This is a genomic window from Neobacillus mesonae (assembly GCF_023715155.1).
Lineage (GTDB): Bacteria > Bacillota > Bacilli > Bacillales > Cytobacillaceae > Neobacillus > Neobacillus mesonae_A.
Map to the genome: position 1 here is coordinate 1 of NZ_JAMBNQ010000005.1, position 24,966 is coordinate 24,966.

Annotated in this window: 22 protein-coding genes and 2 pseudogenes; 9 read left to right on the top strand and 15 right to left on the bottom strand. The window is 38.7% G+C overall.

The window, feature by feature from the left end:
• Nucleotides 1–193 precede the first annotated feature (193 nt).
• Nucleotides 194–1,302 (top strand): annotated as a pseudogene (locus M3183_RS06815) (IS1182 family transposase); the annotation flags it as partial.
• 253 nt (nucleotides 1,303–1,555) lie between these two features.
• Here the strand turns inward: M3183_RS06815 and M3183_RS06820 are convergent.
• Together M3183_RS06820 and M3183_RS06825 are read right to left on the bottom strand one after the other, a co-directional pair.
• Nucleotides 1,556–1,918: a YisL family protein gene (locus M3183_RS06820; RefSeq protein WP_251467870.1), complete on the bottom strand. Its 363-nt coding sequence runs from the start codon at nucleotides 1,916–1,918 to the stop codon at nucleotides 1,556–1,558.
• 100 nt (nucleotides 1,919–2,018) lie between these two features.
• Nucleotides 2,019–2,927 (bottom strand): fumarylacetoacetate hydrolase family protein, encoded by a 909-nt coding sequence (locus tag M3183_RS06825; RefSeq protein WP_251467872.1) that lies wholly within the window; start codon nucleotides 2,925–2,927, stop codon nucleotides 2,019–2,021.
• A 165-nt stretch (nucleotides 2,928–3,092) separates the two neighbouring features.
• Between M3183_RS06825 and M3183_RS06830 the strand changes: the two genes are divergently transcribed.
• The 6 genes from M3183_RS06830 (at nucleotide 3,093) to M3183_RS06855 (ending at nucleotide 5,120) form a co-directional block, all read left to right on the top strand.
• Nucleotides 3,093–3,314, top strand: coding sequence for a spore germination protein (locus M3183_RS06830; protein WP_251467873.1), 222 nt, complete (start codon nucleotides 3,093–3,095; stop codon nucleotides 3,312–3,314).
• A gap of 17 nt (nucleotides 3,315–3,331) precedes the next feature.
• Nucleotides 3,332–3,547 carry a spore germination protein GerPB gene (locus M3183_RS06835; RefSeq protein ID WP_251467876.1) on the top strand — a complete coding sequence of 72 codons (216 nt, stop codon included), beginning with the start codon at nucleotides 3,332–3,334 and terminating at the stop codon, nucleotides 3,545–3,547.
• A 104-nt stretch (nucleotides 3,548–3,651) separates the two neighbouring features.
• Nucleotides 3,652–4,278 (top strand): spore germination protein GerPC, encoded by a 627-nt coding sequence (gene gerPC / locus M3183_RS06840; protein ID WP_251467878.1) that lies wholly within the window; start codon nucleotides 3,652–3,654, stop codon nucleotides 4,276–4,278.
• Entirely contained in the window at nucleotides 4,268–4,474 is a 207-nt protein-coding gene (locus M3183_RS06845; RefSeq protein WP_251467880.1) for a spore gernimation protein GerPD, read from the top strand. The genes gerPC and M3183_RS06845 overlap by 11 nt, the downstream gene beginning before the upstream one ends.
• Nucleotides 4,455–4,844: a spore germination protein GerPE gene (locus tag M3183_RS06850; protein ID WP_251467882.1), complete on the top strand. Its 390-nt coding sequence runs from the start codon at nucleotides 4,455–4,457 to the stop codon at nucleotides 4,842–4,844. The genes M3183_RS06845 and M3183_RS06850 overlap by 20 nt, the downstream gene beginning before the upstream one ends.
• A 57-nt stretch (nucleotides 4,845–4,901) precedes the next feature.
• A complete protein-coding gene (locus M3183_RS06855) occupies nucleotides 4,902–5,120 on the top strand; it encodes a spore germination protein (RefSeq protein ID WP_251467884.1) in 219 nt (72 codons plus the stop codon).
• 249 nt (nucleotides 5,121–5,369) lie between these two features.
• Here the strand turns inward: M3183_RS06855 and addA are convergent, their stop codons facing one another.
• The 6 genes and pseudogenes from addA to M3183_RS06885 all read right to left on the bottom strand — a co-directional run bounded on the left by addA (nucleotide 5,370) and on the right by M3183_RS06885 (nucleotide 15,792).
• Nucleotides 5,370–9,149 carry a helicase-exonuclease AddAB subunit AddA gene (gene addA, locus M3183_RS06860; protein WP_251467886.1) on the bottom strand — a complete coding sequence of 1,260 codons (3,780 nt, stop codon included), beginning with the start codon at nucleotides 9,147–9,149 and terminating at the stop codon, nucleotides 5,370–5,372.
• A complete protein-coding gene (gene addB / locus M3183_RS06865) occupies nucleotides 9,142–12,630 on the bottom strand; it encodes a helicase-exonuclease AddAB subunit AddB (protein ID WP_251467888.1) in 3,489 nt (1,162 codons plus the stop codon). Before addB ends, addA begins: the two co-directional genes overlap by 8 nt.
• 469 nt (nucleotides 12,631–13,099) lie before the next feature.
• Nucleotides 13,100–13,354, bottom strand: a pseudogene (locus tag M3183_RS06870) (transposase); the annotation flags it as partial.
• A 243-nt stretch (nucleotides 13,355–13,597) separates the two neighbouring features.
• Nucleotides 13,598–14,152 (bottom strand): signal peptidase I, encoded by a 555-nt coding sequence (gene lepB / locus M3183_RS06875; RefSeq protein ID WP_251467890.1) that lies wholly within the window; start codon nucleotides 14,150–14,152, stop codon nucleotides 13,598–13,600.
• Nucleotides 14,152–14,808 carry a TVP38/TMEM64 family protein gene (locus tag M3183_RS06880; RefSeq protein ID WP_251467892.1) on the bottom strand — a complete coding sequence of 219 codons (657 nt, stop codon included), beginning with the start codon at nucleotides 14,806–14,808 and terminating at the stop codon, nucleotides 14,152–14,154. The genes lepB and M3183_RS06880 overlap by 1 nt, the downstream gene beginning before the upstream one ends.
• A gap of 45 nt (nucleotides 14,809–14,853) precedes the next feature.
• On the bottom strand, nucleotides 14,854–15,792 hold the full coding sequence (locus tag M3183_RS06885; protein WP_311315352.1) for an LCP family protein: 939 nt from the start codon (nucleotides 15,790–15,792) through the stop codon (nucleotides 14,854–14,856).
• A 260-nt stretch (nucleotides 15,793–16,052) separates the two neighbouring features.
• Between M3183_RS06885 and M3183_RS06890 the strand changes: the two genes are divergently transcribed.
• Nucleotides 16,053–16,418 (top strand): YhjD family protein, encoded by a 366-nt coding sequence (locus M3183_RS06890; protein ID WP_251467894.1) that lies wholly within the window; start codon nucleotides 16,053–16,055, stop codon nucleotides 16,416–16,418.
• Nucleotides 16,419–16,430: 12 nt separating this feature from the next.
• Here the strand turns inward: M3183_RS06890 and M3183_RS06895 are convergent, their stop codons facing one another.
• Entirely contained in the window at nucleotides 16,431–16,994 is a 564-nt protein-coding gene (locus M3183_RS06895) for a competence protein ComK (RefSeq protein WP_251467896.1), read from the bottom strand.
• Between the two features lie 190 nt (nucleotides 16,995–17,184).
• Here M3183_RS06895 and M3183_RS06900 point away from each other — a divergent pair, with 190 nt between their 5' ends.
• Complete coding sequence (locus M3183_RS06900) at nucleotides 17,185–17,421, top strand: IDEAL domain-containing protein (protein ID WP_251467898.1); 237 nt, start codon at nucleotides 17,185–17,187, stop codon at nucleotides 17,419–17,421.
• Between the two features lie 69 nt (nucleotides 17,422–17,490).
• On the opposite strand, the gene M3183_RS06905 is transcribed toward M3183_RS06900, so the two are convergent.
• From M3183_RS06905 to M3183_RS06930, 6 genes are all read right to left on the bottom strand, one after another.
• A complete protein-coding gene (locus M3183_RS06905) occupies nucleotides 17,491–18,765 on the bottom strand; it encodes a M48 family metallopeptidase (RefSeq protein WP_251468200.1) in 1,275 nt (424 codons plus the stop codon).
• A gap of 173 nt (nucleotides 18,766–18,938) precedes the next feature.
• Nucleotides 18,939–20,492, bottom strand: a complete 1,554-nt coding sequence (locus M3183_RS06910; RefSeq protein ID WP_251467900.1) for a fatty acid--CoA ligase family protein — start codon at nucleotides 20,490–20,492, stop codon at nucleotides 18,939–18,941.
• 176 nt (nucleotides 20,493–20,668) lie between these two features.
• Entirely contained in the window at nucleotides 20,669–21,658 is a 990-nt protein-coding gene (locus M3183_RS06915; protein ID WP_251467902.1) for a lipoate--protein ligase, read from the bottom strand.
• 15 nt (nucleotides 21,659–21,673) lie between these two features.
• Entirely contained in the window at nucleotides 21,674–22,408 is a 735-nt protein-coding gene (locus M3183_RS06920) for an MBL fold metallo-hydrolase (protein WP_251467904.1), read from the bottom strand.
• A 105-nt stretch (nucleotides 22,409–22,513) separates the two neighbouring features.
• Nucleotides 22,514–24,667, bottom strand: coding sequence for a YhgE/Pip family protein (locus tag M3183_RS06925; protein WP_251467906.1), 2,154 nt, complete (start codon nucleotides 24,665–24,667; stop codon nucleotides 22,514–22,516).
• 15 nt (nucleotides 24,668–24,682) lie between these two features.
• Nucleotides 24,683–24,838 carry a hypothetical protein gene (locus M3183_RS06930; protein ID WP_251467908.1) on the bottom strand — a complete coding sequence of 52 codons (156 nt, stop codon included), beginning with the start codon at nucleotides 24,836–24,838 and terminating at the stop codon, nucleotides 24,683–24,685.
• Between the last annotated feature and the right edge of the window lie 128 nt (nucleotides 24,839–24,966).

Here is a 24,966-nt window from a genome sequence, read left to right on the forward strand (position 1 = left end):
AAAAAATAAGCGGAGTTTTTTCCGTTATTCAATGAAAAGCACCCGATTTTAGCAGTTTAAAATCAAATAAGGGAAATTCCTCCGTCTATTTCAGCTAATTAACATCCAATTTCCTAAATAACGGGAAATTCTATTTTTTGAACGAATCTTAAAAAGCGAGCAAAAAGCAACAATCTTTTAGAAAAGAGCCTAAATAAAAGAAATTGAAACAAACATGGCCTATCGATGATTTCTAGGATTTGGTTTCTACACAGAAGTTCCTCACTTCTCTACCTTCGGTAAAAATTATGAGCTTTCACGATACCGATGTGTTCGAAGACATCTTTTACCACATTTTGAAGGAGATTATGGATAAGGGATTGCTGTCTGCTGACCATATTTTCTTAGATTCCACTCATGTAAAGGCCAGTGCTAATAAACGCAAGTATGATAAGAAAGTGGTCCGTAAGGAAACTCACGCCTATGAAGAAAAACTTCAGTTGGAACTCAATTTGATTGAGAGGAACACGGGAAAAAGCCATTTCCTCCTGAGAAATTTAAAAAAGAAGAATGGAAAGAAATTAAGGAAAGTACCACAGACCCTGAAAGTGGCTACTATGTGAAAGATGAACAAACCAAACAGTTTGCGTATTCGTTCCATGCAATTACCGATGAAAAAGGATTTGTATTAGGTACGATAGTGACTCCGGGAAATGTGCATGATAGTCACCTGTTACAGCCTCTTGTCGAGAAGGTTATAGAAAAAGTAAAGAAGCCAATTGCAGTCGCTGCTGACGCAGCTTATAAAACACCAGCAATCACGAACTTTCTATTAGAGAATCAAATGTTACCTGTCCTTCCTTATACTCGTCCAAAAACTAAAGATGGTTTCTTTCGAAAGAATGATTATGTATATGATGAGTATTATGATTGTTATCTCTGCCTGCAAGGGCAGGTCTTAAAATACACGACGACAACGAAGGAAGGATACCGGCAATATAAATCAAATGCAGCGATTTGGACTGAATGTCCGTTTCTATCGAAAGTGTACCGAGAGTAAAAACCATAAAAAGCTTATACAACGTCATATTTGGGAGGCTTATTTAGAAGAGGCAGAACATCTACACCACAATGATGAAATCAAACAGATATATGCGAGACGCAAGGAGACGATTGAATGTGTCATTGCAGATGCAAAGAATAAGCATGGTATGCGATGGACAACCCTACGGGGTCTAAAAAAATTGTCTATGCAGGCGATGCTTACGTTTGGCTTCCATGAATTTGAAAAAATTAGCAAATTGGACGTGGGAAATAGTTTGAAAGAGCTCAAACTAGTTGATTGGAGTGGATGGTGTTTGACTCCTGGGGGATTAGCGTTACAGGCGAGACCCCGCAGGAGTGTCAGCGACGAGGAGGCTCGGCGAACGCCCCCCGGAAAGCAAACACCTGGAACGGAAATCAACGTATTATAACAAAAATATAATCCCAAAATGACAAAGACATCGAGAGGGAGTCCTCTCGATGTCTTTTGTTTTTTATGGGAATTTTCCAAAGACCCAATATTTTTTTCTAATTATTGTACATAAAAAATTGACATTGGCAATTTAACAAAACCTAAATACAGCACTAATGCCCAGGCAATGACAAATTGAATCCAGAATACAGATGTTCTTTTCTTATTAGCTGCACGGCTGAGAATCATTTCAAATAGTCCAATAATCCATAATCCAACTACTGCTTTTAAAATATACATGACACTAATATTGGAAACCATAAATAGCAGTCCAACACCTGTTGCAATGATAATCAGGTAAAGAACTCTTAAAATCATTTGGATAATTTTAGCCCCTTTTGCCTTTCCTCCTGATTGCAGGATTAGAGCAACAATAAATAGAATGAGAGCTAAAGCCCAGGCTGTTACGTGTCCATGAATCATTTAATTGCCTCCTATGTTAAATAGTTCGTGATTATCATAACATAGGCCGAAAAAAATTACGAAGAAAAGGCAGTAAAACAGTTATCAAGTCCAGCAATACTTATTTCTCAATATAATTGCTGAGGGTTCCAATTTTTTCAACCGTGATTTCCATTTGATCTCCTGGCTGCAAGAACTTCGGCGGCTTAAAGCCTTTCCCAACCCCGGCAGGAGTCCCTGTTGCAATAATATCCCCAGGTTCAAGTGTCATTCCAGCCGATAATACCGAAATAATTTCCTCAACCGGGAAAATAAAATTGGCAGTATTCGAGCTTTGTCTCACTTCTCCATTTATTTTTGTTTCAATCTTTAATTGATTAGGATTTTGGATCCTGGATTTATGTACAATCCATGGCCCCATCGGACATGATGTGTCCAAACTTTTCCCGATAAAAAATTGCTTATGCCGGGATTGCAGATCTCTTGCCGTAACATCATTCAATATTGTATAACCAAAGACATAATCTAGTGCTTCTTCCCGTTTAATAGCGCGGCCGCTTTTCCCAATAACCACGGCCAATTCACCTTCATAATCAAGCTGTTCCGTCACAGATTTGTGATTGAGTACAGCCATGTTAGGGCCAGTTACTGTCGTCGGCGCTTTTGTAAATACAAGTACATGCTGAGGAATGTCAGCCGAACTCCCCATTTCAATTGCGTGTTCGGCATAATTTTTTCCAACACAAAAGATATTTTTTTCCGGCCTTGGAATAGGAGAAAGCAATGTTACCTGCTCTATCGGTATATAAAGTGATTCAGCATTCCCCTTTGCACTAACCCAGTCAAGCAATTGATTTACTTTCCTGATGAATTCCTCTCCAGCGGCAATACAATCAATCATCGAAGCCGGGATGGTCTTGTGACCGGTCATCGCCTCTTCTGCCTGTTGTAACAAGAGAACTTTCGTCAAATTTTCATTCATGATTCCCACACATGTTTCATCAGCTTTTTTTACCGTTACAAAATTCAAATTGATCACCTCACATACATTTTAACAGTGAAATAAAAACATTCACACAAATTTGGGCGAATGAATCACAATACATTCGCCTATACATAAATTAATAACGGAAAGCAAGAAAATCAAAGATGCCTTGGTCCACTTCTCAATGAATACGAATAAAGGGTGTTGTTTATGCCGGCAATTGTTGGGGTAGCCCAAGTTATAACCCTCGGAAACAGTTCTGTATTTCATATTGGCGATGTTTATAAAATTATGCCATTTGCCACAGCTAAAACTTTCTCAGGTGCAGGCTCGTTTAATACTGGTGAACAAATAGACGTTCAAAATAGATTAAGTTCAACTAATGTAACAGACCCAGATAATATTGATCAAAACATATCTCTTAATATGTAATGAGCAGGTGGTCTTAAATGAATTTATTCATCCAGCAGTCCATTCATATCAATTTCATCAAAATTGGCGGGGTTACCAATTCCTCGGTCCTGCAAATCGGAAGTGCGGGTATTATTAAGCCTTCTGCTCATTTGTATAATACCGGGGGATTCACCAAACCTGCGCCGACTGCTATCCAGCCTACGGAACAAATCCTTGCTCCTTCAGTTCCGTTACAGGCACCCGTAACGTAAAGCCTAATACCACCTTATAATTCAGAAAAAAAGCAAATCTCTATACGTACTTGCATATAGATTAGAAGATAAGGTGAATGGTGATGTACGGGTGAGGTGATTTTATGTATCAGGATTTTTACCAATACCTTCAATGGCTGCAACAGTGTATTCAAGCTCAAGATCAGCGGATTGCTGCATTGGAAGCTTCTATACAAAAATTGCAGAGCCAATTAAAGCAAATTCGAGAAAAACCGACAATCCATGTTGATACAATCGAATACAGCTTTGATCAATTAAAAGTCGAAACCCTTGAAGGAACCTTAAATATCGGCTTAAATCCTAACGAATTATCGGACATTGAGGACTTTGCTGTTGAAAATCAATCACTTCAGACCCCTTTCTCGCCAAAACAGCAAATGAGAAAGTCTATGAAAATTGAAGACTCTATTCGGGAATATTTACAAACGGATTTACCACAAATCGTTGATGAAGCTCAAAGAAACTTTTCCATCCCTCCGAATAATTCCTATTTATCTTTTATTAAAGAGGATATACTCAAACAGCTGCCGAGCCGAATTGATTATCACATACATCACTTTGCGAAAAAAAATAATCAGGACGCAGATGATCGGAGGCCGATTGAAGACAAAGTGATTGGAGCATTAAAGCAGGAGATTCAAAATGGCGTCAAAGTGTTCCTGCAAAATTTACCTGAAAATATGAAAGGAATGAACCCAGATGAATTTTGAGGTATACAACCGGGTCCTGCATGTTGAAAATGTCCAGATTACCGGTGTTGCGAGTTCTTCCGTATTTTTAATTGGGGATGTGGAAACTATCCAGCAGACTGCAGCCTTTGATACTCCAGCGGAATCATTAATTATTGGTCCGTTTGTTCCACTAGAACGGGATGTGACACCTGGATATGCTGACCCGAATCTCTAGCGTTGACAAAGCTAAAGTTAAGCAAGCTGCTTTTAGTTCCATCTATCAAATTGGGGATTCTTCCATTATTAATGCATTTTCACGAGCCATGGCGATCCAGCGGGAAGCGGAAATTTTTCTGGGCGATGAGGGAAATTTCCCTTCTTATTCTGTTTTTAAAAAACCGCTTCCCCTGCCTCCCATCGAGGAACAGCTCACTATGACACGCCATAATTTATCGCCCATCATAAAGGTGAACAACATTGATATCACTGGTGTTTCCAATTCCTCCTTACTGCACATTGGAAACAGTAAGCATATTTCTTTGGAGGTTAGGATTAAACATATTCGTATGCTTTTACCGGAAGTTCATGAACAAGAATTGGAATAAGCGCATACGATAACTGAAAACAGCTACCCTTAGTCAAAATGGTAAAGGATGTTTTTAATGCCAGCAATTATTGGTCCAGTTCAAATTGTGAATGTAGGCGGAGGTATTGTTCATTTTGGGGATACTTTATATATTTCGCCAAAGGCCAGCTCAAAAACCTTTGCAGGTTCCGGCGGGTTTAATACTGGCGGAGTGATTTTTGCAGCCAATGGTTTAAGTAATACAAATGTACTTGATACAAATGTAATCGATCAGCCAATAGCAGGAAACAATTAAAGCGGAGGAACTTGCCCCATAGACCTCTTCTATGGGACAGTTTCTCATGCTGGAACTCTCTAGTCTGAGAGTACCCAGCTTTTGGGGTACTGTACTTCATTTGTTTTTCTGAATCTAGTCCGTTAATTTCCTTTTCCAGGCTCTTCGCTTTCCTCAGATAAACTAATCCAATACTATCTAATAAATCTTTCTAACTGAACTCTAAAAAGCCGTTCTTAACGACCTTTTGGGGAGGCGCTTCCGCTTTAATTAGTCCACCTTTAAAATATGTGCTCCATCAAAGAAAAATAAATATTTTTCCGCTATTTTTCTTTTCCAAATTTTCTCGATTGCTCTCGCATATAAGTCAATTTGCACTTTGTAACGGGCTTCGAGAATCGGTTTTGCTTTTTCAAATCCACCTTTAAATCGGTCGGTAATTCCATCTGATTTATAGTCTATCAGAGTAAGTCCTCTTTCATCCTCAAGAATACAGTCAATGATTCCTTGAACAAAAATCAACTCATTCTCTTCCTGCCAATCATGGTAAACGTCACGAGCAGCTAAAGACAAGGTAAATGGCACCTCCCGGTGAACTGCAGCGGCATGGAAATATCTTTGGCCCAGATCTGTTTGAAAAAATTGAGCAATCAATTTGGAATCAATCACAGCTGCCTGTTCGGTGGTTAATAGTTCATTTGCAACCATCCTGTCGATTTGCTCTATGACGGATGCTTCGGACACGGTCTTTGTTAAGTCGACATGCTGCATAACCATATGCATGGCTGTTCCACGTTCAGCTGGACTTAACGCTTTTTCCTGCATAAATTTTGGCCGTTTCAGTATTGGCTTTTTAAACCTTCTAATAAGGTCGGTACCGCTTTGCTCATCAGCGATTTCCCGCTGCCGTTTAATTTCTGAAACTGACTGCTTTGATCGATGTACTGCAGCACTTGGGAACGAATATTTCCATGAAAGTCTATCTGCTATTTCCTTTGCAAAAAGGGAAGTGATGGGAATTATTTTTTCATCTTCAACAAATTGAATGAAATCGTCTTCCTTTTCGTCTATTACTGTCTCAAGCTTTTTAATCTCTTCAGCCGTTTTGATTGAAATTTTCCATGATGATGGATGGGCCGTGATCTCCTCTGGTACAAGCGGACTTACTTTTCTGTCTATCCTTAATTCCTCACAGTCCTGATGCCTGACCAATGCTGGTCCAATCCAGTCCAGGTAACTTGCAGCCTGTGCACGTTCATAATCCTTTAGAAGCCAGTCTGTGTGTTGAGCAGCCTCACCCCATTGGTCTAATGTTTTCGCTGCATCTTTAAGTGTCGCTGTAAGATAAAGCTTTTCTTTCGCTCTTGTCATCGCCACATATAAGACACGCATCTCCTCAGCCAGCAATTCTATTTTCTTTTTCCTTTTGAAGGCAATTTGCGGAAGTGATGGGTAAGTAATCCGTTTCTTCGCATTTACATACTTGGCAGCAAAGCCATAATCTTTATCCAGCAAATAGGCTTTTTTCATATCAGTAGTATTAAAATTCCGGGCCATACCTGCCATAAAAACTACTGGAAATTCCAATCCTTTACTGCTGTGAATCGTCATAACACGGACGACATCCTCCTGTTCCCCTAGAGCACGTGCCGCTCCCAGGTCATCTCCGCGATTGATCATACGTTCTATAAATCGCAAAAAGCGGAATAAGCCGCGGAAGGAAGTTTGTTCATACGCCCGTGCTCTGTCATACAAAGCACGTAAATTGGCTTGGCGCTGTTTTCCACCAGGAAGACCGCCGACAAAGTCGAAAAATTTAGTATCACGATATAGCTGCCATATAAGCTCAGACAGCGACCCTTGCCGTGCCATCAATCTCCATTTTTTTAAAGAATCATAAAAACGCAGGACTTTATCATAGAAAACGGCCACCGTTTCATCTTCAGCGTCCCGGCAGAAAGCTGAAACTGCTTCCCAAAATGAGCCGCGCTTTTGGTGAAGCCGGATTTTAGCCAGTTCCTCCTCATTCAATCCAACAATAGGTGAACGAAGCACAGATGCCAGCGGAATATCTTGATAGGGATTATCGATCACCCTTAATAAGGACAACATGACCGCAATTTCAGTCGCCTCAAAATAACCGGTGGATAAATCTGCATAGATTGGAATACCCTGCTGCTTAAATTCCTCCATAATTTGCGGTGCCCAGGTAAATGAGCGAAGCAAGATAACGATATCACGGTACATTAGAGGATGGTATGCTTTTAATTTTGGATTGTAAATTTGTTTACCATCCGCTATCAATTCCTTGACTTTGGCAGCCATCACCCTTGCCTCGAGCTGGGATTGTTCAAGATCTGCTTTATCAAATTCATTTAATGCCGCATCAGATTCTTCTTGGAAAGCATCCGTTTCATCTGAATGATCCTTGTTCTGATCAATCAAAATAAGCTCTACTGGGTATGGCTCATCCTCCGGATATGGTGCGCCATTTTTTAGTTCCGCTGCCTCGTCATAATCAATTTCACCTACTTTAACTCCCATGATTTGTTTAAATAAGTAATTGACTCCGTCAAGAACCTCTTTACGGCTTCGAAAATTTCGGGCCAAATCAATTCTTAATCCTGTTGAATCCCCATCTGTCCGAAAACGATTATATTTGGATAAAAATAAATTGGGTTCAGCTAAGCGAAATCGATAGATGGATTGTTTTACATCCCCTACCATAAACATATTTCCAACTGCCTCATCTTCTTTTGCCACAAGCTTTAAAATAGTTTCTTGCACCATATTCGTATCTTGGTATTCATCAACAAAAACTTCTTTAAACTGCCGCCTGAAAGTTAAGGCGATATCTGAAGGTATAAATTCACCCCTAGATGTAACTTCCGCTGTTAAAATATCAAGACAATAATGCTCTAAATCGGCATAATCGACAAGACCTTTCTCTTTTTTTGCCTGTTCAAACCGTTTTGAGAACTTTTTGACAAGTTCAGTAAGTGTTTCGATTAACGGGTACATTTCTTCCATATCACGCAAGAAGCTTTCAGGCTTTCTTGAAAAAACTTCAGTCTGGATGGCTTGAATTTTTTTCTTTGCTTTATCACGCAGCTTTTGTGTCTTTGCCGTCAGTTCTTCGTCATACTCGCCTTTTTTTAATCTTTTGGCTGTGGTAAAGGAAACTTTTTGCATCGCTTCGTAAAGTGTGCTCCAAGAGGCATTATTTGCCTTTATCAGCGTATCAATGATATGAAGGTCGTCCAAGAAATTTTCCGCTCTTGGGGCAGGTCCTTCCGGCTGCTTCGTGATTTCCAAACCCTTTATCATCATTTCTCTGGCTGCTTCTAGCTGTAATTCAATATCATAGAGAAGCTCCTTTGTAAATGGGAGTTCTTCAATATCTTTGATTTTTGATACATCATACATGGATACAATGGTATCTAAATAAGCCTCTGGCTTTGGATTGGCCGCAGCAAAATTATAAATTGACTGCACAATTGTCTGTAATGCTGCATCACTCCGGTCACTTGTGAAAGAGTCCACTAAGTTAAAAAATGCTTCATTGTCTTTTTTTCCATACTCATCTTCAAACAGCTCATCCATTACTTCATCTCTCATTAATTGTGCCTCGGTCACATCGGCAATCCGAAACGCCGGGTCAACATCAATGGCATAATAAAATTTACGGATAACCTCCATACAAAAAGAATGGAGTGTAGAGATAGAGGCCTTATTTAGTAAACTCAATTGTTTCCTTAAATGACGGGAATGCGGTTCGTGATCAATTGCTTTTTCTAACGCTTCACCAATACGGTGCCGCATCTCAGCAGCCGATGCATTTGTAAAGGTTACAACCAATAATTCATCAACATCAATAGGATCCTCTTCTGAAAGAATTTTTTGGATGATTCTTTCTACAAGAACCGCTGTCTTCCCGGAACCGGCCGCGGCAGCGACCAGAATATCCTTGTTCTTCGCCATAATGGCTTTCCATTGGTCATCTGTCCAAGTTACCCCTTCTGGTTTGTCAGGAATCTCCATTTTACTCATCTCTCATGGCCTCCTCTCTAATTCTTTCTAAAACCTCTTCCTGCTTATGGGGTGTAAGGATTCGGAAGCGGTTAGGTTCAATAGACTCATCAAATTGACAAATTGATTTAAATGGGCAGAATGTACACGGTATTTTATCTTTCAATTTGTATGGAGAAATACTCGTCTCCCCATCAACAATGTCATTTCCAGTCTTTTGATATAATCCACGCACATACTTTCTCAGGTCATCAAATTCCTGTATGCTTGCAACCTTTGATTTTTTTGAAATCTGTCCATCTTTTTTGATTCCCGCTGCAATGATTTGAGAGTCTCCAGATTCAAGAGACTGGTCCATTAAGCGGATGACATCAGGGTCGCCAACCATTAATCCGTTCATTTTAAATTTCTTCAATATTTCTTTTTCAATTTCCTCGATTGTCAACATTTTAGTAGTGTTTACAAATGGATTATGAACATGAAAATAAAGAACACCCGCAGGACTTGCTTTCATTTCCACCAGTTCTTTGGAATATGTCATGACAATATCAAGATAGGTAAGCATTTGCAGTGCCAATCCATAGTAAACTTCCGTTAGATTGACATCTTTATCACTGGATTTGTAGTCAACCACCCGTAAATAAAGATGATTATCTTCACCCTTTGCCTTATCCACCCTGTCAATCCTGCCCATCAATTCCATTCTCTTTCCGTTTTTTAATGAAAAAGATAATGGCGGCAGCTTTCCTTTAGGTCCAAATCCCAATTCCAAACCAATTGGCGAGAAGCCGCTCACTTTAGCATGTTCACTTAGAACAAGAGAAGCTCGCGTAATAATTTGTTCAAGCTTTCGGCTGATATAATGATGCCGTTCAGTGCTTAAGAGAATTTCATTTTGCAGCCGCGGAGCTAATGTTTTTACTGCCTCTTTCGACAGCTGTTCACATTGTTTTCTGGTAAGACTTGCCCATGATAGATTCTGTTCATTGACGATCTCGGCAATTTGCTTTAAGGCCGCATGAAACAGCTCACCAATATCGGGAGCCTCGAGCCGAAAAATCTGCCTTTCCCTCAACTTCAATCCATGACGTGCAAAATGAGAGAAGGCACAGGAATTATAAAGTTCCATCCTTGATACACTTGCCTGAATAGTTTCTCCATATAAATCATCAGCCGTCTCTTTAGAAAGTTTAACTGTCCGATTGGTATAAAATAAACTTGATAGTACTTTTTGTGCCTGCTCTCTTTCGGTACTTTCCATGTAATAGTTATAAACATCCCACCATAAATTTGAAATTGGATAATTCCGTTTTTTTAATTGCAGCTGGGCATTTAAGTAAGCAAGTGTTGTAGTTGTATTACTTACAAAGTCCAACTGTTCCGGCTCAGTTAGTTCTGATGGGTCAGAAGTATAAAAATGTTCATCTGCATCAGGAAACATCTCTTTTAATCTTTTAATATAAGAAGAAGGTATTAATGATTTTCCTTCCTCATTAGAAAGAGGATAACTCACATAAAGTAATTCCGAAGGTGCAGTGAAAGCTTTATACGCTAAAAAGTTCTCATCCAATAAGCGGATTTTACTGCCTGGTGCCAGTCTGATTCCCTCAGCATTAAGCAGGTCCCGATCTTCATCGGTTAAAACTCCCTCGTCAGACATCTTCGCCGGCAAAACCCCTTCATTCATGCCTGCCACAAATACCACTTTGATTTGAGTCAGTCTGGATTTCTCCAAATCCCCTATTAGCACTTGATCCAGCGCAGGAGGAATAAGTGAAAAATGCAATGATTCAAATCCCGCATCCATGATGGATATAAATGATTTTAAGCTGATAGAATCTTCGCCTAATATTTCAACATATTGATCAAGGAGTTCAATGACCGCATTCCATACTTGTTCATGTTCCCTCATCTTAATTAGATTCCCTTTTTCTTCAGCAGCCGTTTTCCAATTTTCCAGTTTTGCAGGAATATCTAATTCTTCTAAATATAAATAAATAGCCTCACAAAGCTTCCGTCCCGTGTCCGCTCGTTTCAGCCGTCTCGACAGTCGTAGAAGCGGAGCGGTTATCATAAGTTTTAATTCGTTTAATTCCTGTTCCCACTTTTTCTCCGCATCCGTTTGAATAGCTGTTCCTAATTCGAGCCCTCTAATATTTCGATAAATCCAGCGGTCCTTTTTTGTCCACTTGCTTCCATTAATTCCGTACGCAAGCACATAGTTTTCAAGCTTATCCATTTTTTCACGCATTTTCACGGCATTTTCCTGCAGCGGAAAAATTAATTCTGTTTTAATCACCCTGAATACGGGTTCATACCGCCAATATGATTGAATTACCTCAAGACTGGAGCGGATTAATTCAATTAATGGATGATTAAGCATTGTTCTCTTTTGGTCAATAAAATAGGGGATTTGATGATCGCTGAAAACGGGCTCAATAATTTCGTGATAGTCACCGCCATTTCTAATTAAGACAGCGATATCCCGGTATCTATATCCTTTTGTACGAGCCAGCTCACGAATTTCGCGGGCAATTCCTTCGATTTCAGCACGGCGGTTGACTGCTTGGTAAAATTGAATATCGGCGGCACCATGATAGTTTTGTGCCGGCCGCACATCAAAAGTCTTTTCCAGATGTGCCAGAGCAGGAGACTGCCATTTTTTTTGCTGGTGTAAAACCACCGGCTCCTCCATCTCGATTCCCAAACCTCTTGCCATATCATATAAGGCCCAGGAGATTTCGCCTGACGCCCTAAATAAATCAAGTTCATCCGGTGTGGAGTCAATAGAAAGATGGTCTGTTGTTAATGCAATAGATACCTTTTTGCACTGTTTTACCAGTTCCAGGATAATTTGATATTCCTGCGGAGTAAAACTATAAAACCCATCTATAAAGATTTCAGCCTGGCTTAAATAGGTTGAGGCTGAAATTTTTTCTGCCAGCAAGCGAAAATAATCTTCAGAATCAACATATTTGCCAAAGATTTCATCTTCAAATTTTTGATAAATAATTTCCAAATCATGTAATTTATCCTGTAGAGCCTTTGAAGCTGTATTTTCTTCGATACTCGATCTTTTACCAAGCTCCTCCGGTCTAATACAGTAACGTTTAAATTCTATAACCATTTGCTCTAACTGCTGAACAAAGCCATTCTTATCAACAGCGCGCTGAAAGAGTTTCATTTGCTCTTTATTTTCATCAATTATTTTCCGGATTAACATGCTGATCCCAACACTGCTTAAATGTACACGGCTAATACCGCCGGTTTCTTGGAGGATCCGCCATGCAAGCCTTGAAAAGCTGTATACCTGCCCGCGGATCATTCCGCCAATTTCAGGGTCTGTTGCCAGCTGGTATTCCGATTGAAACGTCATCTGTTCAGGAACAATATAAATAAGCGGAGGTCCTTCTGGATCCTTCACAAGGCTCTCCCGCATTTCATCTAGAAACATTGTAGTTTTTCCAGTTCCGGAACGGCCGATTACCATTCTTAATGACATGAACAAACCCCACTTCCCTTCATCTTCGTACCTATCATTTTACCACAAATAAGCACAAACGTTTGGATTAAATAAAGGATCAGCTCCTCGTTCAACGCCGACAAATCTATTTTCTAAGGTTCTTTTTTATTCTTTTAGAAAAACTGACTTGTGACCTTAAACTGCTTTAAGGTATTGCTTGAGGCAAGATACACGAGGAGCTTATTCAGGGATTAAAATTGTCTGAGGGCCGGAGATAAATTCCAAAAATGACATAAAAAAAACACGATATCGAATTATATTGTGTCAGATTGTCTTTGTCATTTTTGGATTATATATCGGTTAAAATACGTTGATTTCCGTTCCAGGTGTTTGCTTTCCGGGCGTTCGCAGAGCCTCCTCGTCGCTGACGCTCCTGCGGGGTCTCGCCTGTAACGCTAATCCCCAGGAGTCAAACACCTTCCACTCCAATCAACTAGTTTGAGCACTTTCAATCCATTTCCCACGTCCAATTTGCTAATTTTTTCAAATTCATGGAAGCAAACGTAAGCATCGCCTGCATAGACAATTTTTTTAGACCCCGCAGGGTTGTCCATCGCATACCATGCTTTTCCTTTGCATCTGCAAAGACACGTTCAATCGTCTCCTTGCGTCTCGCATATATCTGTTTGATTTCATCATTGTGGCGTAGATGTTCTGCCTCTTCTAAATAAGCCTCCCAAATATGACGTTGTATAAGCTTTTGTCTCGGTACACCGCGGAGGGTGGCTACTCCTGCGGGAAAAGCGGGAAAGTCGAGACCCTGGACTGAGCGTAGCGAGGGAAGCGGCTCGGCCCCGCCCGCGGAAAGCGTCCACCCGAAGTGGAAATCAACCTACACTATTTACCTATTTCTATTTAAAAAGAAAAAAGACTGTAGACAAACTCGAAATTCTTCGAGTTTGTCTACAGTCTGACACGATATTAAATTATATCGTGTTAATTACTGCTAAAAGTGTACATCCATTTCATTTAACGGCCAATAGCGAAGGTCTACCTTTCCCACAACCTGATCAATTGAAATAAAGCCAAAATGACGGCTGTCCCAGCTCCCTAAGCGGTTATCACCAAGAACAAATAATTTCCCTTCAGGCACCGTATCCTCGCCAGTAATTTCCTTTAAACTAAAATCCCCCGTCAATTTCATTCCTGGAGATTTCCGCTTATATTTTGCCAAAAATGGTTCATCAAACTTTTGCCCATTAATATATAATTGATCATTGCGGTATTCTAATTTGTCCCCCGGAAGTCCGATGATCCGCTTAACAAAATCCTCTTTCGGATTGGCATGGAAAACTATCACATCAAACCGATCCAGGTCGCTGACTTGATACCCAAGCTTATTAACAACCAATTTATTTCCATCCTGTAATGTCGGCATCATCGATTCGCCTTCCACGACATAATTGGAAAAGAAAAATGTCCGAATAAAAGCAAATATAATAAGTCCTATCGCAAATGCCTTAACCCATTCCATCCCTTCTCTTTTCCATTCGGTTCTCATTAATGTCCCCTCCGTTTCACCTTTTCCTTTTCTTTATTTATTTTTCCATTATCGTCATTTACGGAAGCATTATTCAATCTGGCTTCAATTCTTCTGCCGACATACCACAGAAAAAAAATAATGACCAAGACCATGGCTGTCCGAGATGGCTGCGTGATTAATGCCTGTAGATCAGCCCCAATAAAACTAATCGTAAAAATCATTACCATTTTTCCTATACATACAGCAAGCATATATTGTGCACGGCTGACATTTGATAGTCCTGCAACAATATTTACCAATGCCGATGGTGTAAACGGAAAGCATAACAAAAGGAAAAGCGGGCCAAAACCGTGGCGGTCGACCCAATCCATCAGCCTGCGAACCTTCGGATGTTTATGTAAAAATGCTAATAACTTTTTTTGCCTGAACCGCCTTACCAGCGAAAAAACCAGCAAAGCGCCAATACAAGCCCCAATCCAGGAATATAGAAATCCCATCCATAATCCAAATGCATTGGCATTAGCCATTACAAAGATAAACAAAGGGAGAAACGGTAAAAATGCTTCAAGCACGGTCAATAAAATTCCTGGTAACGGTCCGAAAGAACGATATTCTTGAATAAGATTCATCATATTTTCGATTGTAAACCAGGCTTTAATTGTTTCAAAATCCATCCGTTTTCTCCTCTTTTTACTTCTATTTTAAAGACAAACCTGCGATTATTTTGTAATAAATTGATGAATGGCTTCTTTATTTTTTTCAACATCAATATCCAGCACAAGTCCATCTCCCGGCACCCGCGGCTCAGTAAAACTATTTTCAATCGGTATCCTTAAAGTCTCCAGTCCCTGTTTTTCAGTTAGAAAATCTTTGCCCATAAATAAGATGTCGGATGTTTTCATATTTGTATTTACATAAGGTGTCACAACTCCAATCAATTTTGGCAGTTTGGTAATAGTCTGTATGCCGCTTAATTGATCTTCAATTGCTTTAATTGTCTTTTGCTGGCGCTGTACACGGCCAAAATCACCAATTGCATCGTGACGGTAACGGACATAGCCGAGTAATTGCTTGCCGTTTAAGCTTTGAAGACCTGGTTCTAGAGTTACGCCAATGTTTTTCTTCATTTCTTTCTCCACATCAATTTCTACACCATCTGGAAAAAGTTCATCAATTACTTGGACAAACCCTTGAAAATTAACAATGGCATAGTATTGCAGGTCAATATCGAAATTATGTTTAATGGTCTGCCTCATTAATTCCGGACCTCCTCTTGCGAAAGCAGAATTAATTTTATGCTTGCCATACCCAGGAATTTCGACATAGCAATCCCTCATAATGGAGGTTAGTTTAAATGTCCCCTTGGCTTCATTAAAATGAGCAATCATAATTGTATCTGACCGTGATGATTGTTCCTTCTTCCTTGCATCACTGCCCAGCAGCAGGACATTGGTATCTCCGTATTGATCTTTTTTGCCCTCGAAGGTATAGACTTCCTTTGAAGGGTCTTGGTCCATCGACTTTAATGATTGATTGACCCCTTGTTTATATTGAAAGTAAGAATATCCAACCCCCGCTGCAATCAGCAGGATAAAAATAAGCAAAACGGATTTCCATCGTTTTTTTTTCTTTACTTGATGTCTTTCTGAACGCATCATTTGTATCACCCATCCGTTCTATGTATTTTATTTTACTATATATTGGACCATTTTTTGTTCATAAGGTTACTTTTTTATTCATTTTTCCCAATTCAGCATCCTTCTATTGAAAACTTCGCTTTGAAAAAAATGGTGTTTGGATAGTTGAATTCTCCGATAGATGGAACTTTTTACAAAAGCAAACACAGTATTGCTTTTATGGTTTCTTTTTTGTAAAATAAAATAGGAACATTAGTTCGTATAGTGGAAGGTGTGATGGTATGACACGAATTCCTGAAAATGATCGTGATTTGATGGAAAAAGCGATTTATTTACCAATGGTGCTGATTATCCTAAACAGGGATTTAACAGTGATCAAAAATAGTCCATTTAAATTAAAAAAACCTTATTTAGAATTAATTGAGGAAACGATGAAAGACGTTCAGAAGGAATTAACTGAGGTAAAGCAATACATGAGAAAGAATAATCTTAAAGTAATGGAAACAAACCGGGACGAGGCATTTACAATGTTTATGTTTTTTTATAAAGGTTATGAAGAAAGCCATAATTACTTTAACCCAAGAATCCGAAACAAAGTCCAAGAATTAATGGAATTTTATTTTCTAAAAAAACACCTGTCCCGCTGATTCACCTTACCTCTAGTCCTTTAAAAAAATAGTATCTTCATACCCGCTGACGCTCTCAGATGCTTTTAAAGATTTTATATCATGTAAAATATAGTATGATTTCCTTTTGTTATTCTCTATTCTTTGCAATAGCTTTGATTTTAATAAAGAGGTCCTTAAAATTTGCCCTTCGATTGTACTGCATGAAACAGAGAATTGCTGTGATTGATGATTTTTAAAAAGAATAAGTGTCTGGTGCGGCCCGATACGCCGGTAATCTTCAATATGCTCAAATGAAAACCAAATACATTCCTGACGGCTCGGTGATGTTGTTGGAAAAAAGAAAAGATGATTTGCAGGCTCAATGGCAATTGGAATTTTCCTTGTATAGCCGATTAAAGAGCTTGTCCCTTTCTTTCTGCTTTCATAACTGACGCCAAAATAGTCGCAGTTTTTTTTAATAAGCTCAATTGGTTTGAATGGTGATATGTACTCATCTTCAATTTCTATTACCTTAGAATATATCTTACTTCCATATTCAACAGGCAGTATGGCCATTGTACATGAGTTAATTTCGTAGTCTTCAATTTTTTTCATACTTCCAGCCCCCTTTATAGTAGTTCCCCCACCATATCTTAACACTAACATTAGGACTTTTCTACTAGTTTTCTAAACGTTGCCAAAATATTCATAAGTCATATTAAAATTATTTTCAAAAAATTAAAAATACGTATGATAATATCCCGAAAATTCCATATAATTAAAAAAAGCAACAGAGGTGATTTTCGTGAAGGAAAAGTCACATGGCGAATTAATGAAAATTTCTGCTATGAAACGCAATCAGCAGAAAGAAAACTTTGTCCAGGAACTGTATATCGAAATGCTTTTATCTGAGATCCAGCTGACAGTGGAAAAGGAAAAGTTATTACGGAAAATTGATGAAGCCATTGACCACCGAGACAAGACATCATTTCTAAATCTGACCGGACAGCTAAAGAACATTAACAAACGCTTTGGCAGCTAGAATCATACTGGGGCACATAAAAAGGCTGAAGACTAAATAAAAATGTCTTCAGCCTTTTTATGATTCATCCTATTCTTTATTTCGCTGCTTAATTTCAAATTCCTCCAGTTTAGCTATACGATCAAGCATAGATGGATGGGTGTAGCGGAATATTTTTACCAAAAGCGGTGGATTTACCTGACTAAGTCCTGAACGGGTTAATTCTTGGAATGAGGTAATCGCAGCCCCAGGATTTTTTGTCATCTCAATCGCATAACGGTCGGCTCTTGTTTCCTGATAACGAGAAGCAAAATTTGTAAACGGGCTTGACGCAAACAATAGCATAGAGATAATCATTAAAAATAGCGGAAGGGATCGTATGTCTCTTACATCATTAATTTTTAATTCTTTCCCAAAACGCCCTACAGCCCAATTCATTAATCTATAGGTTAAATACATTCCAAACAATGATAACAGCAGATAACCGCCAATTCCCCAATAAATATGTTTTTCCACATAATGGCACATTTCATGTGCCATGATAAATAAAATTTGATCATCTGTCAGTTTATTTAACGTCGTATCCCATAGGACAATTCTTGCATTAGATCCAATCCCGGTTACATAGGCATTCATTGCATTTGTTTTTTCCGCCATATCGACTTCAAATACATGTTTTGCAGGAATATCCGCCTTATCAGCCATCGTTAAAATTTTCGTTTCAAGCTGTTTGTCTTTCAAAGTGTAAAAATCATTATAAAGCGGATCAATCACAACAGGCTGAAGAAACATCATAAATAATGTAAAAGGCACGGATAGAATCCAGCCATACAGCCACCAGCGTTTCTTGCTTTTTTTCATCAGCCAGTATAATACTGGAACAATAATCAGCCAGGTGCCATAGTTAAGCCAAAAGTCAATTAATTCATCCTTCATCCAAGCCGGAAAACTTTGAGTGGAAATATTGTAGGTTTTGGATAAAGAATAACTGATATAATTCAGCGGAAATGTGGCGGCAAAGGCAAAAATAGATAACCAGAAAAGATAAATAGCCGTATGAAGAACTTTATACTTCGTTGAATTTTCTGCCCACCGCTTAAAGACTTTTGAGAAACCAAATAATAAAATCAAAAAGTAGAAAAGCCATTCAAATGGCGTACTTAAGAAAAACAAAAGGTTTCGTATTTTCGAATATTCCTCACTCAGCATAAGTTCACGGCCATTTAAAAAAGTGGATGGGTCTGCCTTTGTCCCTTGATATTCAAATGGCAGTTTTGGATCAGCAAAGTGAAACAAGTACCAATAAAAAAACAGTCCATAAAGGACATATGCCAAAACCGCATAGAAACCCATTTTGCGCACCATCATTTGTCCCCCCTTTTGTACAACCTCTTATACTTAGTTTAGATAAAAATCCGGGAATTAGAACTGAAAAGTGAAATAGAAAAAGAACTAGCGCCTTAAACCTTGGGGATTTAACCAGCAGGCCCCGAGGTTAAGGCGCTAATGTAAGGGAGGTGGAATTCCTGTTTCTACATTTAACTATGAGTTACTTGTTTCTTTAATACCCGTCTCAATATTTTTCCGGTTGTATTTTTAGGAAGCTCATCCAAAAATTCAATGACAGACGGGATCTTGTATTTAGCCAAATGGTCTTTGCAATATTCTAGAAGCTCTTCTTTGGTCAATTCGGGGTTTTTACTGACAACATAGGCACATACTGCCTCCCCTTGGTTAGGGTCTGGAACTCCTAGAACAGCAGCTTCCACGATATCCTTATGTTCATAAAGAACTTCTTCCACTTCCCGTGGATATACATTGTATCCTCCAACAATAATTAAATCTTTTTTTCGATCCACAATATAAAAATAGCCTTCCTCATCCATTCTGGCCATGTCACCGGTATAGAGCCAGCCGTTTTTAATGGCAGCTGCCGTTTCCTCCGGCATTTTATAATAACCTTTCATCACATTCGGACCCCGTACAATCAGTTCGCCAATCCCTCCGGCTGGAACCTCTTCACCCAGCTCATTCACCACTTTATTCTCCACATGAAGAATCGATGTTCCTATAGAACCTGGTTTCCGCGGACGATCTAATGGATTAAAACATGTAACCGGTGATGCCTCAGATAAGCCATAGCCCTCTGAAATTAATACATTAAATTTTGCCTCAAAGTTTTGCAGTAATGCTACCGGTAATGTTGCTCCGCCTGAAATACATAGACGGAATGTTTGTAAATCCTCTGAATTCCCATCTGGATATTGGCAGAGAAAATTGTACATCGTTGGAACACCTGCAAAGACTGTAGCGTTATACTGTTTAGTCAGACGAAAAATCTCCTTCGGGCTGAATCTAGGCACAATTAAAATAGTCGCTCCGCTTAAGAGGGGTGCATTTAAGGCAACTGTTAAACAAAATACATGGAACATTGGCAGTGCTGTGATGACTTTGTCATCATAATTCATTTTTAGGTAATCTCCAACATCTTTCGCATTACTATAAAGATTTCTATGTGTAAGCATAGCCCCTTTCGGCTTACCAGTTGTTCCTGATGTATAAAGAATAAGTGCGGTGTCATCGTCTTGCAAATTAGGTCCCTGGAAGCCAGTATCTCCAGAAAAAATCACATCTGTAAACGATTTCAATTTTGAATAAACTGAAAGTTCTTTGACACTTTGCTGATTCGTCTCTTTCTGACCGGTTTCGCAAATAATATAGTGGTCTACTTTTGGAAGGAGGCGGTGAGCTTTTTCAGCAAGCGGAATCATTAAATCAAGACCGACAACCACTTTTACATCCCCATTATTTAAGATATAGCCAATTTCATCAGGTGTATAAATAGGATTGACAGGAATAACAGTTGCCCCTAACCGTAATGCACCATACATGCTAATCACAAAATGCGGTGAGTTTCCCAGCAATAATGCAACATGATCCCCTTGTTTGATCCCTAGTTTTTCCAAACCTGACGCAAACTTTGTAATTGCCCCATCTAATTCAGCATAAGTATAAGGCTTATCTAAGAAGTAATAAGCGATTTTTTCGGCTGAAGCCTTCGCTGTTTCGTGAAGCTGTGATGAAAGATTCATAAACTCGCTCCCCTTTTATGAATGAATACTCATTCATTTATTTTTACAATTTTCTAAATATATTATATTGAAAGATATATACCTATTCAAGTATAAGAATAAAAAAATTCCGAAAATAGTGGAAATTAACTAAACAACAAAAGCACCCGGACTTAGGTGCTTTCATTACTAGTTCATTAGTATATTAAGTTAATAAAATCTTCCTTCGTTATATTTCCAAAATAGTGAGCGACATGGATATCTGCCAGAGCCTTATCAATTTCATTTCTTTCATAGCGAATTCCTTTTAGTTTCTCTTCAATCTCACTTACATCGCCAACACCAAAGAAATCACCATAGATTTTACAATTCTCAATATATCCTTTATTTACTTCCAAACGAACATCAATGGAACCCACTGGGAAACGGTGGGATTGCTGCAAATTAAACTTTGGTGATTTTCCATAATTCCAATCCCAGTTTTGATATCTTTCTTTTGAAAGTTCATGAATATTGGCCCAATCTTCATCAGTTAACACGTATTCCGGTATTTTTTCCATGCCTTCAAATATATTTTTTAACAAGAACGAACGAAATTCTTCGATACCCATTTTGTCTGTCAAGAATTCAGAAATATTAGCAACCCGGCTCCGTACAGATTTAATTCCTTTCGATTCAATCTTTTCCTTCTTGACCCTCAGAGCTGACACCACATTTTCCATTTCTGAATTTAACATTAATGTTCCATGGCTGAACATTCTGCCTTTCGTGGAAAATTGCGCGTTCCCTGAAATTTTCCTGCCCCCTACCTCAATATCATTCCGTCCGCTTAGCTCTGCGTTAACTCCTAATTTGTGCAGTGCTGCAATAACAGGCTCTGTGAATTTGCGGAAATTATGAAAAGAATTGCCGTCATCTTTTGTTATAAAGCTATAATTTAAATTTCCGAGGTCATGGTAAACAGCTCCTCCGCCTGATAATCGTCTCACGACATGGAGTCCATTTTTTTCAACATATTCCGTATTAATTTCCTCAATTGTATTTTGATTTTTTCCAATAATGATGGATGGTTCGTTTATGTAAAAAAGAAAGTAAGTTTCATTAATATCCAGATTTTTTAATGCATATTCTTCAATCGCCAAGTTAATTCTTGGGTCCGTAATCCCCTTGTTATCGATAAATAACATGGTTACTGCCTCCTTTTATAGTAAAAAAGTATCAAATTCTTTTGCCAATTTTATTATACCAGTAAATTCGGAAGATGCCTCGGAAATTAAGTCAGCTAAGTTTCCGTAATGAGGCAGGTGTGTGAGTATGAGCTGTTTTACGGACGCATTGCGAGCAAAATGGCCGGCTTCCAGGCTGTTCATATGGCCTGCACCTTTACCATCTTGGTTTCCGTAGAAATTACATTCGCATAGTAACAAGTCTGCCCCTCTGCTAAATTCAATAAACTCTTCCTTAAATGAACTATCAGCTGTAAAAACCGCGACTTTCCCGTCGGCTTCTATTCTCATCGCATAGCATGGCACTGGATGGTTAGTTTTTAAGAATGTAACTTGAAACGGACCAACAGATAAAACCTCGCCAGGATAATAGGATATACCCTTTGTTATATTTTTGTAGGTCAACTTGGTAAATTCATGCTGGTCAAATGAATGTCCATAAATAGGTAAGGTCGGAAAGTCTTTTCCCAGGAAACCTTGAATTAATCTTGCATGCTGCAGCACGCCAATATCTGCAATATGATCGGGATGATAATGGGAAATAATTACTGCATCAAGTTCCTCCGGCTCAAGGACATTCTGCAATTTGGAAAGAACGCCGCTCCCGCAGTCCATTAATAAGTGAAATCCATCATGTTCAAGTAAATATCCGGCACTTGCCGCATTTTTCTTTGGATAGCCTCCCCAAGGTCCAATTACCGTAAGTTTCATCAGATCTACCTCCGTTTTCCTTCTTCGTTAACTATGGATTAAAGTAATCATTCTAATTAAACAGGAAAAAACCAGCCGATTCAAATCAATGGCTGGTTCTCTCTATTAGTTTTCGGTAACAGTTTTATATTTTACTTTATACCTGATTGTCAGGTAGGTAATGGTTAAGATAGCAAAAATAAGAATATATGTTACTAAAATACCAAGATTATGCCACATATGGCTATAATCACCGATTGAAATGACTGACTTAAACCCTTGAATCGTATAAGTCATCGGCAGAATGGCATTAAAATGCTGTAGGAAATTCGGTATTAATTCAAGCGGGTATGTTCCTGCACTTGATGTTAATTGAAAAATTAATACCAAAATGGCCATAAAACGTCCAACATCGGCAAAGGCCGTTACAAAACATTGAACCAAGGATACAAAGGTTAAACTTGTCATAATAGAAAATAGGATAAATCTAGGTACACTTTGCACCTCTAAATCCAAACCGCCTAAAATAATGGCATCCGCAATTAGGGCCTGAATGATTCCGCAGGCAGCTAAAATGGTAAACTTGCTGATAAACCAATTGAAGCCATTTGCTGGTTGAACTACTGGATCACGCATTGGAAATACAATCGACAATAATAATGCACCGACAAATAAACCTAATGAAAGAAAGTATGGTGTAAATCCAGTTCCATAGTTAGGAACATGATTTAATTTTTCTGTATCCAGTTTTACTGGTTTAGCCATTTGTGCATATGTTTGATCATCCGCATGCACTTTTGATACCTCTTCAGCCCCATCTTTAAGTTTATCTGCTAGTTCCGTTGAACCACTAGAGAGCTTTGTGGTACCGTCCTTTAGCTGATCAGAACCGTCTGCTAATTTGCCTGTGCCTGATGTAATAGCATCAGCACCGGCTGTTAATTGGTTCATTCCTGATGAAAGCTCTTTTGCCCCGCTGGTTAAATCAGCAGAACCTGCATACAATTGATGAATCCCTTGCTTCAATTGCTTTTGCCCATTATTAACATCAGCTATCCCTTTAAGTAGTTGATCAAAATAAGGAGCTGTTTGACTGCCGATTTTCTCCTCAAGACCTGCTCCAGCTCCTGATAGTTTGTGGTTTAAACCCGACTTAAATGCTTTAAAACCATCATCTATCCCAGGACTGAGCTGTGCAGCAATTTCCTTCTGCAGTTCCGCTTTGTTTGGTGATTCAGCTTGAACTTGAGCAAATACCCCTGTAACAATATCAGGGTTGGCTCCATTTTTAATTAACGCTTGGGCAAGCTGCTGCATTTGTGCTTTTTGCTGTTCCATCGTATTTTCAGCAATTTTTTCAGATAATGAATTTTTCAGCTGGGATTGAAATTGATTAACCCCTGCATTCAGATCTTTCACATTCCCGCTCATTTGCTTCTGAATTTCATCTGAGATTTCAGAAGGAAGCTGATTTTTTAATTGCTCTGTTCCTGAGTACACTTTACCCGTTCCATCGATCAAGGCAGGGATGCTTGAATCTGCTTTTGCCAAACCATTATGAAGTTCAGTTGATCCGGAAGCAAGTTTAGTTGAACCATCATTAGCAGATTTCATTCCATTATTAAATTCAATTGATTTCTCTGCTAGTGTTTTCAATCCCTCATTTAAATCTTTTGAGCCCTTCTCCAGCTCCTTGGAACCATCACTTAACTTGCCTGCTCCATTCCCTGCCTGATTAAAGCCATCTGATACGACCGTGATTTTATCAAAAATCGTTTCCGCATAAGTTTCAGTCACTTTTTCTGATACAGCTGTTTTTATTTTTTCGATTGCTGACTTGCTTATTTGTGCTGAAAGAAAGTTAAAACCCTCGTTAGGAACGTAAATTAATTCCAGCTTCTTTGGATTCTTATCCATCAATGTTGCGGCATTTTTTGAAAAATCCTTTGGAATCTCGATTAACATATAATATTTTTGATCCTTTAGCTCTTTATAACCGTCCTGTTTGTTAACCGTATGATAGTCAAAATCTTTACTTTCCTTTAAATTCTTTACAAGATCATTGCCCAGCCGTATGTGCTTCCCATCCAATGTTGCCCCATTGTCATTATTCACAATCGCAACCGGCAGTTTATCCAATTTCCCATACGGATCCCAAAATGCCCAAAGGAACATGCCGGCGTATAATACTGGAATAAATAATATAGCAATAATTGGAATAAGGACTTTATAATTTTTAAATATCATCGAAAATTCCTGCTTTAACAAGCTGTTCTTCACTCCGATCCCCCCCTTTTATACTAGAATGACCAATTTACCAATTTGGTCATATTTCTTCAAAAAATAAAGATTACAAGTATTGTAATCTAATAAATTGACCATATGAACATTATGGTCAATTGACACTTTAAGAGTATAACTCCATTTTTTCCTATTTGCAAGTATTAACATCATTATCCACCTGGTTCAAAGTTTAGAGGCTCTGAAAGACCCCTCTATGCCATACAGCATTGAAAAGTATCTCATTTTATGTCCGCCTTTGTTTTTAATCATCCTGAAAAAGGCGTTGCTCTAAACTA